Below are 17,479 nucleotides of genomic sequence, written 5' to 3' on the forward strand. Positions count from 1 at the left end.
ACAGAACTCCTAACGCTTGTGGCCAGTGTCGAGCTTGCGTTCCAGATGCATGGAATAGCGCGACATACCAAAACAGAAAATCCAGAACACCAGGGCCGCGAACACATAGCCTTCAGTGGCCATGCCCAGCCATTTCGGGTCGGCGGCGGCTTGCTTGACGCTGTTGAGCAGGTCGAACAGGCCGATGATGATCACCAGGCTCGTGTCCTTGAACAGCGCAATGAAGGTGTTGACGATGCCAGGGATCACCAGCTTCAGGGCTTGCGGCAGAATCACCAGGCCCATGCTGCGCCAGTAACCGAGGCCCATCGCTGCAGCCGCTTCGTACTGACCTTTGGGGATCGCTTGCAGACCGCCACGCACCACTTCAGCGATGTAGGCCGACTGGAACAGGATCACGCCGATCAGCGCCCGCAGCAGTTTGTCGAAGTTCATGCCTTCGGGCAGGAACAACGGCAACATGACCGAAGACATGAACAGCACCGTGATCAACGGCACGCCGCGCCAGAACTCGATGAAGGTCACGCAGACCACGCGAATCGCCGGCATGTTCGAACGCCGGCCCAAGGCCAGAACGATACCCAGCGGCAATGCACCGACGATACCGACGGTAGCGATCACCAGGGTCAGCATCAGGCCGCCCCACTGGCTGGTCGCCACGGTGCTCAGACCGAACAGGCCGCCGTGCAGCAGGAGGTAGGCAATGATCGGATAGAGCACCAGAAAGCTCAGGCCGTAGATTGCCTTGTGTGGAACGCGTGCGACGAACAGCGGCGCCACGCCAATCACCGCCAGCCACACGGTCAGGTCTACGCGCCAGCGCAGGTCTGTCGGGTAGTAACCGTACATGAACTGGCCGAAGCGCTGCTGGATGAACACCCAGCAGGCGCCCTCCTTGGTGCAATCGGCGCGGGTGGTACCGACCCAGTTGGCGTCGAGAATCGCCCAGCTCACGATAGGGGGAACTATCAGATAGATCAGATAGAACGCGAACAGCGTCAGCAGGGTGTTGATCCAGCTGGAGAACATGTGCGCCCGCATCCACGCCACGATACCGATGCTACTGCTCGGTGGTGGCATGTCGGGTTTGAAAGTATGAGTCGTCATGCGCTCTTCCTTACCGCTCGATCAGCGCAATGCGCTTGTTGTACCAGTTCATCAGCAGGGAAATGCTGATACTGATCGCCAGGTACACGCTCATGGTGATGGCAATGACTTCGATCGCCTGCCCGGTCTGATTCAGCACCGTACCGGCAAACAACGACACCATCTCCGGATAACCGATACCGGCCGCCAGCGAGGAGTTTTTCGCCAGGTTCAGGTATTGGCTGGTCAGCGGTGGAATGATCACGCGCAGGGCTTGCGGGATGATCACTTTGCGCAGGGTCGGGCCGTTGCGTAATCCCAACGAGTGGGCCGCTTCGGTCTGGCCGTGGCTGACCGACTTGATGCCCGAACGCACGATCTCGGCGATAAACGCCGCGGTGTAAACCGTCAAGGCCAGGGTCAGCGCCAACAGTTCCGGGATCAGCACCCAGCCACCGACGAAGTTGAAGCCCTTGAGCTCCGGCATTTCCCAGTGCAGTGGCGCGCCGAAGATCAAGGCACACAGCGCAGGAATCACCAGAAACATCGCCAGGCCGACCCAGAACTTGTGGAACGGTACGCCGGTTGCTTCGAAACGCTTGTTGGCCCAGCGGCACATCAGCACGATGGCGACGATGGCCACGACGATGCTCACCACAAACGGCCAGAAACCATCCGCCGCCAACGCTGCGGGCATGTTCAGGCCGCGGCTGCTGACGAAGAAGGTGTCGCCGAAGTTATGGCTGTTGCGTGGCCCCGGCATGGTCAGGAACACCGCGAAGTACCAGAACAGGATTTGCAGCAGCGGCGGAATGTTACGAAAGACCTCTACATACACCGTCGCCAGCTTGGCAATGATCCAGTTCTTCGACAGCCGTGCCACACCGACGATGAATCCGAGGATCGTCGCCAGGATCACACCGATAAAGGTGACCAGCAGGGTGTTGAGCAAACCGATGACGAACACACGGGCATAGCTGTCCGATTCGGTGTAGTCGATCAGGTGCTGAGCGATGCCGAAACCGGCACTGCGCTCAAGAAAGTCGAAACCGGAGGTAATGCCCCGGTGCTGAAGGTTGGTTTGCGTGTTGTCGAACAGGTACCAACCCATCCCGACCACGGCGACAACCGTGATGATCTGAAACAGCCACGCACGCACTCGTGGATCGCTGAGGCTGAACCTCTGCTTTGGTGCGCCGATTGAATTTTGCATGAAGTGCCCCGGAAATAATGGAACAGAACATCACCCGGCGGTTGGCCCGCCGGGTGATAGAACCATCAGCGCACTGGTGGTGCGTATTGGATGCCGCCAGCGTTCCACAGCGCATTCAGGCCGCGGTCGATTTGCAGCGGAGTGTCCTTGCCGAGGTTGCGCTCGAACATCTCACCGTAGTTGCCGACTTGCTTGACGATCTTCACGACCCAGTCTTTCGGCAGTTTCAGGTCTTTACCGTATTCACCGTCAGCGCCCAGCATACGAGCGACGTCAGGGTTCTTGGTGGACTTGGCTTCAGCTTCGACGTTTTTCGAGGTCACGCCTGCTTCTTCGGCGTTGAGCAGGGCATAGCCCGTCCAGCGCACGATAGCCAGCCACTCATCGTCGCCGTTACGCACGACCGGGCCCAGTGGTTCCTTGGAAATGGTTTCCGGCAGAACTACGTAGTCCTTCGGCGAGGCCAGCTTGCTGCGCTGGGCGAACAGCTGGGACTTGTCGGAGGTCAGCACGTCGCAACGACCGGATTCCAGCGACTTGGCGCTTTCATCGGAGGTGTCGAAAGTGATCGGGGTGTATTTCAGGCCATTGGCGCGGAAGTAGTCGGAGACGTTCAGCTCAGTGGTGGTACCGGCCTGGATGCAGATGGTTGCACCGTCCAGTTCCTTGGCGCTCTTGACGCCCAGTTTGCTGTTGGCCAGGAAGCCGATGCCGTCGTAGTAGGTGATGAAGCCTGGAAACTTCAGGCCCATGCCCGCGTCACGAGAGCTGGTCATGGTGGAGTTGCGCGACAGCACATCGATTTCGCCGGATTGCAGAGCAGTGAAACGCTCCTTGGCATTCAACTGGCTGAATTTGACCTTGGTCGCGTCGCCGAATACGGCAGCAGCCACAGCGCGGCAGAAGTCAGCATCGATACCAACGATCTTGCCGGTAGAGTCCGGAACCGAGAAGCCCGGCAGACCGTCACTCACGCCACACTGTACGAAACCTTTCTTCTGCACTGCATCCAGGGTTGCACCCGCCTGAGCGAACCCACTGACACCGAGCACTGCGGCTGCAGTCACGATGGCCAGGGTGGATTTCAACATCTTCATTCAAACCTCCAGTTTTGCTCTTGTTGTGTCGGAGCTTGAGCCCTGTCGCACCCTTATGAGGCGTTGTTGACCCGTGTTGGCTTTTTTTAGGGTCAACCGAAGCAGGACCGTCGCTATGAGTCTAGTAGGAGAAAATCCACATCATGGACAACTCCCTTCTCACCAATCGGCCGAACGGGCGGTAGCCCTTTCACGTTCGCGAAGCCCGTAGCGGCCTTTGGCGAACATCCATCACCGGATTCTTTGCTATCCCACGACCAGCCGTACACTGATAGTGTTACCGCCAGGCATGAGATTGGTTGCACAGGCTTCCCTATAGCAAAGCCCGTACCAGACCGCTCGCTAAAGCGATTCAGCGACAGGTCAATAGCAAAACTTGCAGCCTTGCGACATCTTCTTAACTGATCAACCCGTTGCGCACTCGAACCTCGCACTTAAATGAGAGCGCATGCACAAATATGGAGCACCCATGACCGAGCCCTTGATTCTGCAACCCGTCAAGCCCGCAGATGCCTGCGTAATCTGGCTGCACGGGCTGGGCGCCGACCGCTACGACTTTTTGCCGGTAGCCGAAGCGCTACAGGAAAACCTGCTCAGCACCCGTTTCGTTTTGCCCCAGGCCCCGACTCGCGCCGTCACCATTAATGGCGGCTACGAAATGCCGAGCTGGTACGACATATTGGCCATGAGCCCGGCGCGCGCGATCAACCGCGAGCAGCTGGAAGTGTCCGCGCAACGGGTCTTTGATTTGATCGAAGAGCAGAAGGCCTGCGGAATAGACGCCTCGCGCATCTTTATCGCCGGTTTTTCCCAAGGTGGCGCCGTGGTATTACACACGGCCTTTCTGAAATGGCAGGGACCGTTGGGGGGCGTACTGGCCCTCTCGACTTATGCGCCGACCTTCAGTGATGAACTGGAGCTTTCCGCCAGCCAGCAGCGCATTCCGGTGCTGTCATTGCACGGCCAGTACGATGACGTTGTGCAAAACTCCATGGGCCGGACCGCCTATGAGTATTTAAAGCAGCGTGGTGTCACCGTGACATGGCAGGAATACCCAATGGGCCACGAAGTGTTACCCGAAGAAATTCGTGACATCGGGCGTCTGGCTCGCCGAGCGTTTGCGTTAAAAGCTACCCATTGATCCATCCCACTACGCCGCGCCCGATTCTTGCATTACACTGGCCGGCGTATATTCCTTAACCAATTGATGAGATGACCGTGCTCAAAGCACTCAAGAAAATGTTCGGTAAAAGCGAGACTGAGCAGCTCGCGCCAGTCTCCAGCGCTCCTTCTCATACTCCCAGCCACCGCACCGACGGTAATCAGCCTGGCCGGACCGCAACCGTAGCGGCACCGAAGCACGAGCCGGTGACCACACCGACCGCCCCCTCTGCCCCGGCCATTGTCTCTGAACAGCCGCGCAGCGAAGCCCCGAAACCAGCAAAACCGCGTCGCGAACCAAAGCCAAAAGCGCCGGTTATTCCCTGGAAACTCGAAGACTTCGTCGTCGAACCCCAGGAAGGCAAAACCCGCTTCCACGATTTCAAACTCGCCCCCGAACTGATGCACGCCATTCAGGACCTGGGCTTTCCGTATTGCACGCCGATCCAGGCGCAGGTGCTCGGCTTCACCCTCGCGGGCAAAGACGCCATCGGTCGCGCCCAGACCGGCACCGGCAAAACCGCTGCCTTCCTGATTTCGATCATCACTCAGCTGCTGCAAACCCCGCCGCCCAAAGAGCGCTACATGGGTGAACCGCGAGCACTGATCATCGCCCCGACCCGGGAACTGGTGGTACAGATCGCCAAGGACGCAGCCGACCTGACCAAGTACACCGGCCTCAACGTCATGACATTTGTCGGCGGCATGGACTTCGACAAGCAACTCAAACACCTCGAGGCCCGTCACTGCGACATCCTGGTGGCCACTCCGGGCCGCTTGCTCGACTTCAACCAGCGCGGCGATGTGCACCTGGACATGGTCGAAGTGATGGTGCTGGACGAAGCCGACCGGATGCTCGACATGGGTTTCATCCCACAAGTGCGTCAGATCATTCGCCAGACTCCGCCGAAGAACGAGCGCCAGACGCTGCTGTTCTCCGCGACCTTCACCGAAGACGTGATGAACCTCGCCAAGCAATGGACCACCGACCCGTCGATCGTCGAGATCGAAGCGCAGAACGTGGCCAGCGAAAACGTCGAGCAACACATCTACGCGGTGGCCGGTGCCGACAAATACAAACTGCTCTACAACCTGGTCAACGATAACGGCTGGGAACGGGTAATGGTCTTCGCCAACCGCAAGGACGAAGTGCGGCGCATCGAAGAACGCCTGGTGCGCGATGGCGTCAACGCGGCGCAGCTGTCTGGCGATGTGCCGCAGCACAAGCGCATCAAGACCCTGGAAGGTTTCCGCGAAGGCAAGATCCGCGTGCTGGTGGCCACCGATGTAGCCGGTCGCGGCATTCACATCGACGGCATCAGCCACGTGATCAACTTCACCCTGCCGGAAGTCCCGGACGACTACGTGCACCGCATCGGTCGTACCGGCCGTGCCGGCGCGGATGGCGTGTCCATCAGTTTTGCCGGTGAAGACGACTCCTACCAGCTACCGTCCATCGAGGCGCTGCTGGGTCGCAAGATCAGTTGTGAAACGCCACCGACGCACCTGCTGCGGGCGGTTGAGCGCAAGCGCCCGTAACTCGGGCCTTTCAGAAAGAGGCGCAGCCGGAAACGGACTGCGCTTTTTTTTCGTCCGGTTTTTGTCAACAGGAGCTTGCCCAACACAACTAAAAGTCCATAATGGACAAATTAGTTTACTTTCAGCGCCCGGAGCCGACCATGCCCAGCACGCCTTACGTGATCACCCAACCCCAGGCCCGCGAACTGCTGGCGCAAGTCGACGTGCCGCAGATCCTGCGCAAACTGTTCCGCGACCTGGCCGCCGGGCAGGCCGTGCAACCGGCGCAACAGTGGGTGGAATTCCCGCAGGGGGCCGGGGACTTCATCAACTACCTGGGTGTGCTGGCCGAAGAAGGGGTCTATGGCGTCAAGACGTCGCCTTACATCGTGCGCGAACAAGGCCCGCTGGTAACCGCCTGGACGTTGCTGATGTCGATGCAGACCGGTCAGCCGCTGCTGCTCTGCGACGCCGGTGAATTGACCACCGCACGTACCGCCGCGACGACGGCGGTGGCGGTCGATGCCCTCGCCCCACTGAAGGCCCGTCGACTGGCAATTATCGGCAGCGGTAAAGTGGCCCAGGCGCACCTGCACTACGTCAAGGACCTGCGGGACTGGCAAAGCATCAGCCTCTATTCGCCGAGCCTGAAGGGCAAGAACCCCGAAGCGCTGGCACAGCTTAAAAGCCTCGCCCCACGGCTGACCCTCGTCGACAGTTGCGAAGCCGCGATTCAGGACGCCGACGTGATCATGCTTTGCACCTCATCCGCCGGCCCGGTGATCGACCCGTCAATTTTGAGCAAACCGGCGCTGATCACCTCCATCAGCACCAACGCCCCACGCGCCCATGAAGTGCCGCCACAGAGCCTCAATGACATGCAGGTATTCTGTGACTATCGTCAGACCACCCCGGGCTCGGCCGGCGAGATGCTGATCGCCGGTGAGCAGCATGGCTGGGACAAGCGTTCGATTGTCGGCGACCTGCCCGACTTGCTCAGCGAAAAAGTCCAGCGCCCCGACTACGACCGCCCGGTGTTCTTCCGCTCCATCGGCCTGGGCCTGGAAGACATCGCACTGGCCAATGCCCTTTACCGCCTACAGCACTAACACCACAAACCTGTAGGAGCGAGGCTTGCCCGCGAAGGCGGTGTGTCAGTCTCAATCTATGTTTACTGATACGCCGCCTTCGCGGGCAAGCCTCGCTCCTACAGGGGAATTCCACAATTTTCGGCATTTGCGCCCCCACAGGAGACGTTCATGAGCCAGGCAGATTTCATCATCATCGGCGGCGGGATTGCCGGCGCTTCCACCGGTTTCTGGCTGTCGCAGCACGGGCGGGTGATTGTGCTCGAACGCGAATCCCATCCGGCCTACCACTCCACCGGACGCTCGGCGGCGCTGTTCACCGCCGCCTACGGCACGCCGCAGGTTCGGGCATTGACCCAGGCCAGCCGCGACTTCTTCGACGCACCGCCGCCCGGTTTCTGCGAACACCCGTTGCTGACCCCGCGCGGCGAGATGACCGTCGACTTCACCGGCGATCCGGCCGAGCTGAGCAATCAATACCTGAGCGCCAAAGCCACGGTGCCAGAAATGCAACAGCTGAGCGCCGACGAAGCCTGTGCGCGCCTGCCGATACTGCGTCGGGAAAAAGTCCATGGCGCGATCTACGACCCGACCGCCAGCGACATCGATACCGACGCCCTGCATCAGGGCTATCTGCGCGGTATCCGACGCAATAAAGGTGAGGTTCATACCGACAGCGAAGTGTTGAGCCTGAGCCGTGATGCCCAAGGGCAATGGCAGGCTCAAACCAACACTCAGACCTTCAGCGCCCCGATCATCATCAACGCCGCCGGTGCCTGGGCCGACAAAATTGGCGAGCTGGCCGGCGCCAAACCGCTGGGTTTGCAACCCAAGCGTCGGGCAGCCTTTATCTTTGCCGGCCCCGAGGGCCTGGATATCCATGACTGGCCAATGCTGGTCAGCCTCGATGAATCCTTCTATATGAAGCCCGACGCCGGCATGTTCCTCGGCTCACCGGCCAACGCCGACCCAGTAGAACCGCACGACGTGCAGCCCGAAGAGCTGGACATCGCCATGGGCATTTACCAGATCGAAGAAGCCACCACCCTGACCATCCGCCGCCCGACCCGCACCTGGGCTGGCCTGCGCAGTTTCGTGCGCGACGGGGATTTGCTGTCCGGCTTCGATCAGCAGGTGCCGGGGCTGTTCTGGGTCGCGGCGCAAGGCGGCTACGGCATCCAGACGTCGCCAGCCATGGGCCAGGCCAGCGCGGCACTGGTACGCGGCGAAGCCTTGCCCGAGCAGCTCACCCGTTTCGGCCTGGACGCCGAGATGCTCTCCCCCGCACGCCTGGGTTGATCCTGACCCTGCCCGTCGGGTGACGTGTCCACACGATTGCGGCAAACTTCCAGTGCCCCCCTTTTTAACGGGGCGCTGACGCTGCCTGGAGTTCCACTGTATGAACGCACCTGAAAAAGACTCGGCCCTGGACGCTACGTCCATGGACAACTTTCGCGCGATTGCCGATGCGATCGCCACGTTGTTCTTCCCTCACGCCGAGGTGGTGCTGCACGACCTGCGCACGCAAAAGGTCGATTACATCGCCAACAACCTGTCCAAACGGGAAATCGGCGACGACTCGTCGCTGGAAGACATGCTCAGCGAAGAGGTCAGCGAACGAAACATCGGGCCGTATGAAAAGCTCAACTGGGACGGCCAGAAGATTCGCAGCCTCAGCAGCGTGCTGCGCGACAGCGAGGGTCGTCCGCTGGCGGTGCTGTGCATCAACCTGAATATCTCGCTGTTCGAGAATGCGAAAGCGGCGCTGGATTTGTTCCTGTCGCCGACCAAGCTGATCCCGCAACCGGACTCACTGTTTCGCGATGACTGGCAGGAACGGATCAACACCTTTCTGCACGCCTGGCTGCGCGAGCGTCAGTTGAGCCTGAATGTGCTGACCCGCGACCACAAACGCGAACTGGTGCTGGCGCTGCACGCCGAAGGCGCCTTCAAAGGCAAAAGCGCTTCCAACTATGTGGCCAATGTGCTGAACATGGGGCGGGCGACGGTGTACAAGCATTTGAAGGAATTGAAGGGCTAAAGATTTGCAGTGACTATTCCGGCCTCATCGCGGGCAAGCCCGCTCCCACAGTGTCCGTGTCGTGCACAAACATGAGTACACCGCTAAACCTGTGGGAGCGGGCTTGCCCGCGATGGCGATCGATCAATCGCCGTAAATATCCGACTTGAAATACTTCTGCGAAATCTTCTGATACTCGCCACTGGCGCGAATGTCATCGATCGCCTTGTTCAGATCCGCCACCAACTGCGCGTTGCCCTTGCGCACCGCAATCCCGGCGCCTTCACCCACGTATTTCGGGTCTTTCAATTCCGGCCCGACAAACGCATAGCCCTTGCCACGCGGCATCGACAGGAAGTCATTCAGTGGAATGGTGTCGGCAAAAATCGCATCGAGACGACCGGCGGCCAGGTCCATGTAGATTTCTTCGTTGTTGCCGTAGCGCTTGACGTTGATGCCCTTGGGTTCGAAAACCTCGGTGGCGTAACGGTCAGTGGTGGTTGCGCGCTGCACGCCGATGTTCTTGCCCTTGAGGCTGGCGTACTGATCATCCACTACCGCCCCGTCCTTCATCACCAGACGCGATGAGGTGAAGTAGTATTTGTGGGTGAAGTCCACCGACTTCTTACGGTCTTCGTTAATGGTCATGGACGACAGCGCCATGTCGATTTTCTTCACCTTCAGGGAAGGAATCAGACCGTCGAACTCGCCTTCGACCCACACACACTTGACCTTCATCTGCGCGCACAGCGCATTGCCGATGTCGTAGTCAAAGCCGACAATCTCGCCTTTGTCGGTTTTCGACGCAAACGGCGGATAAGCCGCTTCGATACCGATACGCAGGTCTTTCTCGGCGGCAAACAAGCTACTGCACGCCAACAGGCTCAGGGCCAGACCGGTGATGAGGGGGAATTTCTTCATATTCGTTCTCTCGCGGGTTGTTGTTGGTTTGGCAAGACAGAAGAAAAAGCTGAAACGGGGGAAACCTTTTTTGTACTTAGAATTCCATACTGGACTTTTATGTATTTTCCGTCAATCAGGTAGGCGGCGTCATATCCGGCCTCTGGTCGGGTGCTAGCCAAATGCAAAAAAGGCCGGGTCGGTGCTTCGCGAACAAGCGAAACACCGACCCGGCCCTCGGAAACCGCCCAGAGCGTTATTCCAGCGCGGCAGCCGGCCCGAAGAACTCGTAACGGCTCTGCTTCTCTGGCACACCCAAGGCCTTGAGGTGACGCTTGATCGCCGCCATGAAGCCTTTAGGCCCCAGGAAGTACGCATCAACATCGCGTTCTTTTGGCAACCACTCGCCAAGTTGCTCTTGGCTCAACAGGCCAACCTTGTCCGCCGCCGGGCTGATCCCATCGTCTTCGGCATAGCAATAAAAACGCTTGAGCTGCGGATGACGCTCGGCCAGGCCATCGATCCAGTCACGGAAAGCATGCACGCTACCGTTGCGTGCGCAGTGGATAAAGTGCACCGGCCGCTCGGTCGCCAGCGCCGCTTCGAGCATCGCCAGCGTCGGGGTGATGCCGACGCCGCCACTGATCAGCACCAGCGGTTTATCGCTGGCGGTCAGGGTGAAATCCCCCGCTGGCGGGAACAGCAGGATGCTCGCGCCAACATGCAGTTGATCGTGCAAATGGTTGGAAGCACGGCCGCCGGTTTCGCGCTTGACGCTGATGCGGTACTGGCCCTTGTTGGCCAGCGCCGACAGCGAATAGTTACGTCGAATTTCTTCGCCATCGAGGATCAGTTTCATGCCGATGTACTGGCCAGGCTCTGCCGCGAGAATCGGGCCCTTGTCCGCCGGTTCGAAGTAGAACGAGATGATTTCCGCGCTCTCCTCGACCTTGGCCGCCACGATGAACTCCCGCGTACCACGCCAGCCGCCCGGCGCCTGGGCTTTCTGATCGTAGATGCTGGCTTCGGCGCCAATCAGGATCTCGGCCAATTGACCGTAGGCCGCGCCCCAGGCACTCATCACTTCAGGCGTGGCAATCTCTTCGCCCAGCACTTCGGAGATCGCTCGCAACAGGCAGCTACCCACGATCGGGTAATGTTCCGGGAGGATTTGCAGGGCCACGTGCTTGTTGATGATCTTGGACACCAAGTCGCCCAACTGATCGAGCTGGTCGATGTGCCGCGCATACATCAATACACCGTTGGCCAAGGCGCGAGGCTGATCGCCGCTGGCCTGGTGGGCCTGGTTGAACAGCGGGCGGACTTCCGGATATTCGGAGAGCATCATGCGGTAGAAGTGAGTGATCAACGCTTCGCCGCCGCTTTCCAGCAACGGCACGGTGGACTTGACGATGGCACGGTCTTGAACGCTAAGCATAAGAGCAACTCCTGGGCTTTATATGAATAACCTTTACGTATCAGTTTCCATGCCAACAATTAAAACCTTATAAATCAACAAGTTAAAAACACAGTAGTCATATCGACACACGCCGCTTTATAGTCATACCGACTACACGGAGTCATTATGACTGCAAAATTACTGCTCACGACCCTGCTGCCCCTGGTCTCCGACCTGTCCCGCGAACTGCCCGAAGGTGAGCGCTACCGGCGCCTGCTCGAAGCCATGCGCGCCCTGCTCCCTTGCGATGCCGCCGCCCTGCTGCGACTCGACGGCGAATGGCTGGTGCCGCTGGCCGTGGATGGGTTGAGCACCGACACCCTCGGTCGACGTTTCAAGGTCAGCGAACACCCGCGCTTCGAAGCGCTGCTCAGCAGCCCCGGCCCGACTCGCTTCGCCGCCGACAGCGATTTGCCCGATCCTTATGACGGCCTGGTCGATGGCCTTCACGAACACCTGGAAGTCCACGACTGCATGGGCTGCCCGCTGTTCATCGACGAGCGCCCGTGGGGTTTGCTGACCCTCGACGCGCTCGACCCTGAACGTTTCGAACCGATCGAACTGGACGCCCTGCAAGCCTTCGCCAGCCTCGCCGCCGCCACGGTCAACGCCGCCGAGCGCATCGAACGGCTGGCCAATCGCGTCGAGGACGAACATCAGCGCGCCGAGGTTTACCGTCAGGCCAGCGGCCAGCAGAACCGCGAAATGATCGGCCAGAGCAAGACTTACAAACGACTGGTGGAAGAGATCAGCCTGGTGGGCGGCAGCGACCTGACGGTGCTGATCACCGGCGAAACCGGAGTCGGCAAAGAGCTGGTGGCCCAAGCCATCCACGCCGCGTCCCCACGGGCCGACAAACCCATCATCAGCCTCAATTGCGCCGCCCTGCCGGACACGCTGGTGGAGAGTGAATTGTTCGGCCATGTGCGCGGTGCTTTCACCGGGGCAACGAACGATCGGCGCGGCAAGTTCGAACTGGCCAATGGCGGCACGCTATTTCTCGATGAAGTGGGCGAACTGTCGCTGACGGTTCAAGCCAAATTGTTGAGGGTGCTGCAGAGCGGGCAATTACAGCGCCTGGGCTCAGACAAGGAACATCAGGTCGACGTGCGATTGATCGCAGCGACCAACCGCGACCTCGCCGAAGAGGTGCGCAGCGGTCGCTACCGTGCCGACTTCTATCATCGCCTGAGCGTTTACCCGCTGCTGGTGCCCGCACTGCGTGATCGCGGTCGGGATGTGCTGCTGCTCAGCGGCTACTTCCTGGAACAAAACCGCTCACGCATGGGCCTCAACAGCCTGCGCCTGACCAGCGATGCGCAAGCGGCATTGTTGACGTATGACTGGCCGGGGAACGTGCGGGAGCTGGAGCATTTGATTGGTCGCAGCGCGCTGAAGGCCTTGGGCAACTGCAAACAACGGCCGAAGATTCTCAGCTTGAGCGCGGCGGATCTGGATTTGCCCAATGGCAGCGTTGAACCCGCGCCAGAACCGGTGGATGCTTCGCCAACGGTTGCGTTAATTTCAGGGGACTTGCGTGAAGCCACCGAGCATTATCAGCGCCAACTGATCAGCGCTTGCCTGCAACGGCACCAGAACAACTGGGCCAGCGCGGCGCGGGAGCTGGGCCTGGATCGGGCGAACCTTGGGCGAATGGCCAAGCGGTTGGGGATGAAGTAACCCCGACATCATGGTTAGTTACTTCTGTGGCGAGGGGGCTTGCCCCCATTCGGCCGCGAAGCGGTCGTGAAACGAGTGATGAGGTGAGTCTTGAAAAAAAAACGGGAGCGCTTCGCACTCCAACGGGGGCAAGCCCCCTCGCCACAGGCAAGCTCTCTCGCCACAGGGGTTCACCGTTTGGCTGGCAATGGGGATTACTCCTAAAGCCTGCCCCCAACAAGTCGATAACCCGGCATCGATAGCTGTTGGCGATCTTCACAATCGCCCATCACCTTTCTCCACAGAAGGTTTTTATGTCTTCCAACAAAGCCCGCGCAGATTCACTTTCGCTTCTGCTGTTTACCTTGCGCAGCGGCAAGCTGATGGCGATCAACCTGCTGAAAGTCAGCGAAATCATCCCCTGCCCGCCGCTGACCAAGCTGCCGGAGTCGCACCCCCACGTCAAAGGCATCGCCACCCTGCGCGGCGCTTCGTTGTCGGTGATCGACCTGAGCCGCGCCATCGGCGAGCGACCGCTGGAAGACCCGAACGGTGGCTGCCTGATCGTCACCGACGTCAGCCGCTCCAAGCAGGGTTTGCACGTTCAAGCGGTGAGCAAGATCGTTCATTGCCTGACCACCGACATCCGTCCACCGCCCTTCGGCTCCGGCGGCGTGCGCTCGTACATCACTGGCGTGACCTCGGTCGACGGCACGCTGGTGCAAGTGCTGGACATCGAAAAGGTCATCCACGGCATCGCTCCGGCGCAGATCGAAACGGCCCCGACCGAACTGAGCATGGAAGACGCCGAAGTCCTCGGCAACGCGCGAATCCTGGTGGTCGATGACAGCCAGGTCGCCCTGCAACAGTCGGTGCACACCCTGCGCAACCTCGGTCTGCAATGCCACACCGCTCGCAGCGCCAAGGAAGCCATCGACTGCCTGCTGGACCTGCAAGGCACTGCCCAGCAGATCAATCTGATCGTCTCCGATATCGAAATGTCGGAAATGGATGGCTATGCCCTCACCCGCACATTGCGCGAGACACCGGACTTCTCGCACCTCTATGTGTTGCTGCACACCTCGCTGGACAGCGCGATGAACAGCGAGAAGGCCCGACTGGCCGGGGCCAACGCGGTGCTGACCAAATTTTCCTCGCCGGAACTGACCAAATGCCTGATCGCGGCGGCCAGGGCCGTCGCCGAACAAGGTCACTGAGTTTTGGCCGAGGACTTCTGTTTTCTGATGCGGCGCAACCTGGCTGAGGTTGTGCCGCCTTGCACTTGGCCAAATGGCATTGAGTTGACCCAGTACCGTCCTGAACTCGCCGAAGCCGTCCATCACTTGATGGAACTCGGCTATCGGGAAGGTAGCGGTCGCGTACCGGCGCTGGAGGTCTGGCAACAGCGTTTCGAAACCGATCCCGAATACGATCCGTCCCTGTGCTTTATTGCCCTGGATGCCGAGGGAATCGTCGGCGTCGCCCAGTGCTGGACCAGCGCTTACATCAAGAGCCTGGTGGTGCATCCGCGCGCTCAAGGCCTCGGACTTGGCCGTGCATTGCTGCTGAATGCTTTCAATGTGTTTCAGCAACGCCGCGAAGGCTTTGTGGATCTGAAAGTGCTGGAAAACAACCTTCGGGCCCAGCGTTTGTATGAAAGTGCCGGGATGTATGTGGTCCGCCGAGAGCCGGTTCCAACCTGACACCGCTTTCGCGGGCAAGCCTCGCTCCTACACAGGTCACCGAACCCTGTAGGAGCGAGGCTTGCCCGCGAAGAGGCCCACACAACCACCCCAAAACCATCAGGCATACTCCGACCTCGGCCACTACACGCCAAGGATGCCCAAACCATGAAAGCCACCACCCTGACCTTCCTCTGCCTCACCGCCCTAGCCACCCAAGCCCACGCCTCCAGCCCCGACGCCTGGGCCGCCTATGACAAAGCCGTGCTCGCCAGTTGCACCAAGGCCAGCGGCCTGAAGAACGCCAAACCCGTCGGCAACGCCGCGCAGTTCGATGACCGGGTCGGTTATACCGCGCTCCTGCTGCAAGGCCAGTACCCGCAAAAACACATGAAAGGCCAACAAGGCACCGAGCTGTGCCTCTACAACAAGAAAAGCAAAACCGCCTACGTGACCGAGTGGGACTCCATCCGCCCAACAGCAAAAGCGCAATGAGTGGCGCATAACTTGCTTCGGCCCAGGCCTTTGCGGTGGCTTTTTGTCGCCATTGCATGCCCTCACAGGTGACTGGCCGTTCAATGAATACAACGTTTTCCTGCGTAGGTTGTGGCAAATGCTGCAACGACCACCATGTACCCCTGACACTGGCCGAAGCCCGGATGTGGGCGGCCGATGGCGGTCAGGTGATCGTGCTGGTGGAGGCCTTCCTCGCCAATGGCCTGGGCCTGCCCGCGCAGCAACGCGAACACGCCGAACGCCGCTCGGTGGCGGTTCGAAGCGGCGCCTGCGAGGCCCACGTGGCGATCACCTTTGCCGCGTACAACGTAGGCCCCTGCCGGAATCTTGACGAAGACAACCTCTGCCGCATCTACGAACGCCGACCGCTGGTGTGCCGCATCTACCCGATGGAAATCAACCCGCACATCCCGCTCAACCCATCTATCAAGGAATGCCCGCCCGAGTCCTGGGAAACAGGGCCGGATTTGATCATCGGTGGTGAGCTGGTGGATCAGGAACTGGCAGCTTTGATCCAGCGCTCCCGTCAGGCGGATCGCGATGAGATTCAGACCAAGGAGGCGATTTGCGCGCTATTGGGGATTCGGACGACTGCGCTGAAGGGCGATGGATTTGCTGCTTATTTGCCGGACATGACGGCGTTTGCCATCGTCATTGATCAGGTGGCGCAGCAGCCCTTGGCGGCGTCGGGCGGTGAATGGGTCTTTCATGTGTCAGGCGACGATATCGCCGGGCAAGTGCAGGCCGCCGGGGCGCAGGTGGTGACAGAAGTGCCGCTGAACTATGCGTTTATTTCGTTGCGGGCGGCCTGAGCCAGAGGATGTGTTGTATTTAATGGCCTCATCGCGAGCAGGCTCGCTCCCACAGTGGATTTCGTCGTACACAACATCTGTGTCTCAAGAAGATCACATGTGGGAGCGAGCCTGCTCGCGATGACGATAGATCAGGCACCGCAGAGGCAAAAACTCAGCGCTTACCCATCGAACGACGAGTGCCAGGAGGCGCTGCACCCGGGGTCTTGGTGTGACCATTCTTCGCGCCATTCTTGTACCAAGGCTGGCTGGCATTCTTCGCCGCGGCCAATTCTCCCGGTTTGAACGGAAACTTGAACGCTGGGATCGCCGCTTTGGTTTCGCTGTCTGCGCTGGAGTCGACGCTGTCTGGCAGGTCTGCCTGGTCGTCGCTCAAAGCGTCGGCAACCGGCGGTTGTGTCGGGGAAGTCATGAAAGCTCCGGGTGATGCTCAAAGAGTCGGGCCCGGTAGGCGAGCCGCGAAAGGCGGCAGTATACCTGTGTCGGGAGCTGCAAGCTTCACGCCGCAAGCGAGTCCGTCGGGTTTTGTGCTGACGGACCTGTCGCCTTCGCGGGCAAGCCTCGCTCCTACAGGTGCATTGTGTCGTACACCGAATCTGCGAACGACGATGAACCCTGTGGGAGCGGGCTTGCCCGCGATAGCGGTGTGTCAGTCACAAAAATGTTGAATGTGCCGCCACCATCGCGGGCAAGCCCGCTCCCACAGGGGCAGTGGTCATATACAAAATCTGTGGATGACACAAATCCTGTGGGAGCGAGCCTGCTCGCGATGAACGATAACGCGGTCTACGCCGGATCGACGTTATCCAGCACCCGATTCACCGCCAACTCCGCCAACATGATGACCTGCTGGATCGCCAATGCCGTATGGCGCTGCGGGCCGGTCAGGTCATTGGCGAAATCGCTGGCCAGGACACTCGCCGAGGCCAACGATTCACAGGCATGGGCCAGCAGGCTTTCGGTATCGGCATTCGGGACGACCATGAACATCGTGCTGGGGCGGCGTTTTTTTTCGGTGTAGGACGCCGGGGGATCGAGGTAGTAATCGAGGGCGCGTTTTATGGCTTCGCGGTCTTTGAGTAACTCTTCGGTGCGCAGGGTGTCGGGGTTGGCTTTGTTGAAGTTCGAATCAGAATTATCGTTTTCCATTTGTAGCTCCTAATCTCAATTGGAGCCATCACTTGCCGTTATGGTCGTGAGGCTTTCGCCTACTCGTTTCGGGGATCTCACGCCCGGTCGCTGAATGTGCAGCGACAGCCAAAGACTAG

16 protein-coding genes and 1 pseudogene are annotated in these 17,479 nt (G+C 59.8%); 10 read left to right on the forward strand and 7 right to left on the reverse strand.

Features of this window, described 5'->3' with window-relative positions:
* Positions 1–9: 9 nt before the first annotated feature.
* The 3 genes from AB7M22_RS21540 to AB7M22_RS21550 all read right to left on the reverse strand — a co-directional run bounded on the left by AB7M22_RS21540 (position 10) and on the right by AB7M22_RS21550 (position 3,396).
* On the reverse strand, positions 10–1,107 hold the full coding sequence (locus AB7M22_RS21540) for an amino acid ABC transporter permease (protein ID WP_454187730.1): 1,098 nt from the start codon (positions 1,105–1,107) through the stop codon (positions 10–12).
* 10 nt (positions 1,108–1,117) lie between these two features.
* Complete coding sequence (locus AB7M22_RS21545) at positions 1,118–2,299, reverse strand: amino acid ABC transporter permease (RefSeq protein WP_008004931.1); 1,182 nt, start codon at positions 2,297–2,299, stop codon at positions 1,118–1,120.
* 65 nt (positions 2,300–2,364) lie between these two features.
* A complete protein-coding gene (locus AB7M22_RS21550) occupies positions 2,365–3,396 on the reverse strand; it encodes an amino acid ABC transporter substrate-binding protein (RefSeq protein ID WP_007905487.1) in 1,032 nt (343 codons plus the stop codon).
* A 469-nt stretch (positions 3,397–3,865) separates the two neighbouring features.
* Here AB7M22_RS21550 and AB7M22_RS21555 point away from each other — a divergent pair.
* The 5 genes and pseudogenes from AB7M22_RS21555 (at position 3,866) to AB7M22_RS21575 (ending at position 9,204) form a co-directional block, all read left to right on the forward strand.
* Positions 3,866–4,523: pseudogene (locus tag AB7M22_RS21555) on the forward strand (alpha/beta hydrolase).
* 85 nt (positions 4,524–4,608) lie between these two features.
* Positions 4,609–6,096, forward strand: coding sequence for an ATP-dependent RNA helicase RhlB (gene rhlB / locus AB7M22_RS21560; RefSeq protein ID WP_008014451.1), 1,488 nt, complete (start codon positions 4,609–4,611; stop codon positions 6,094–6,096).
* A gap of 140 nt (positions 6,097–6,236) precedes the next feature.
* Complete coding sequence (locus tag AB7M22_RS21565; RefSeq protein WP_454187731.1) at positions 6,237–7,184, forward strand: ornithine cyclodeaminase family protein; 948 nt, start codon at positions 6,237–6,239, stop codon at positions 7,182–7,184.
* A 150-nt stretch (positions 7,185–7,334) separates the two neighbouring features.
* Positions 7,335–8,462, forward strand: coding sequence for an NAD(P)/FAD-dependent oxidoreductase (locus AB7M22_RS21570; protein ID WP_454187732.1), 1,128 nt, complete (start codon positions 7,335–7,337; stop codon positions 8,460–8,462).
* A 100-nt stretch (positions 8,463–8,562) separates the two neighbouring features.
* Positions 8,563–9,204 (forward strand): helix-turn-helix transcriptional regulator, encoded by a 642-nt coding sequence (locus AB7M22_RS21575; protein WP_038981650.1) that lies wholly within the window; start codon positions 8,563–8,565, stop codon positions 9,202–9,204.
* 123 nt (positions 9,205–9,327) lie between these two features.
* On the opposite strand, the gene AB7M22_RS21580 is transcribed toward AB7M22_RS21575, so the two are convergent.
* Both AB7M22_RS21580 and hmpA read right to left on the reverse strand, forming a co-directional pair.
* Positions 9,328–10,104: an ABC transporter substrate-binding protein gene (locus AB7M22_RS21580; protein ID WP_454187733.1), complete on the reverse strand. Its 777-nt coding sequence runs from the start codon at positions 10,102–10,104 to the stop codon at positions 9,328–9,330.
* A gap of 235 nt (positions 10,105–10,339) precedes the next feature.
* A complete protein-coding gene (gene hmpA, locus AB7M22_RS21585) occupies positions 10,340–11,521 on the reverse strand; it encodes an NO-inducible flavohemoprotein (RefSeq protein WP_454187734.1) in 1,182 nt (393 codons plus the stop codon).
* A gap of 147 nt (positions 11,522–11,668) precedes the next feature.
* Here hmpA and norR point away from each other — a divergent pair, with 147 nt between their 5' ends.
* The 5 genes from norR to AB7M22_RS21610 all read left to right on the forward strand — a co-directional run bounded on the left by norR (position 11,669) and on the right by AB7M22_RS21610 (position 16,211).
* Complete coding sequence (gene norR / locus AB7M22_RS21590; RefSeq protein ID WP_454187735.1) at positions 11,669–13,222, forward strand: nitric oxide reductase transcriptional regulator NorR; 1,554 nt, start codon at positions 11,669–11,671, stop codon at positions 13,220–13,222.
* 293 nt (positions 13,223–13,515) lie between these two features.
* Complete coding sequence (locus AB7M22_RS21595; RefSeq protein ID WP_007905472.1) at positions 13,516–14,418, forward strand: chemotaxis protein CheV; 903 nt, start codon at positions 13,516–13,518, stop codon at positions 14,416–14,418.
* Between the two features lie 27 nt (positions 14,419–14,445).
* Positions 14,446–14,904: a GNAT family N-acetyltransferase gene (locus AB7M22_RS21600; protein ID WP_454187736.1), complete on the forward strand. Its 459-nt coding sequence runs from the start codon at positions 14,446–14,448 to the stop codon at positions 14,902–14,904.
* A gap of 147 nt (positions 14,905–15,051) precedes the next feature.
* Complete coding sequence (locus tag AB7M22_RS21605; RefSeq protein ID WP_008014466.1) at positions 15,052–15,378, forward strand: hypothetical protein; 327 nt, start codon at positions 15,052–15,054, stop codon at positions 15,376–15,378.
* A gap of 83 nt (positions 15,379–15,461) precedes the next feature.
* Positions 15,462–16,211 carry a YkgJ family cysteine cluster protein gene (locus AB7M22_RS21610; RefSeq protein ID WP_454187737.1) on the forward strand — a complete coding sequence of 250 codons (750 nt, stop codon included), beginning with the start codon at positions 15,462–15,464 and terminating at the stop codon, positions 16,209–16,211.
* A gap of 154 nt (positions 16,212–16,365) precedes the next feature.
* Here the strand turns inward: AB7M22_RS21610 and AB7M22_RS21615 are convergent, their stop codons facing one another.
* Positions 16,366–16,623 (reverse strand): hypothetical protein, encoded by a 258-nt coding sequence (locus AB7M22_RS21615; RefSeq protein ID WP_007905458.1) that lies wholly within the window; start codon positions 16,621–16,623, stop codon positions 16,366–16,368.
* A 374-nt stretch (positions 16,624–16,997) separates the two neighbouring features.
* Complete coding sequence (locus AB7M22_RS21620; protein ID WP_454187738.1) at positions 16,998–17,360, reverse strand: DUF6124 family protein; 363 nt, start codon at positions 17,358–17,360, stop codon at positions 16,998–17,000.
* Positions 17,361–17,479: the final 119 nt, after the last annotated feature.

It is taken from the genome of Pseudomonas sp. ADAK2 TE3594 (assembly GCF_053628675.1).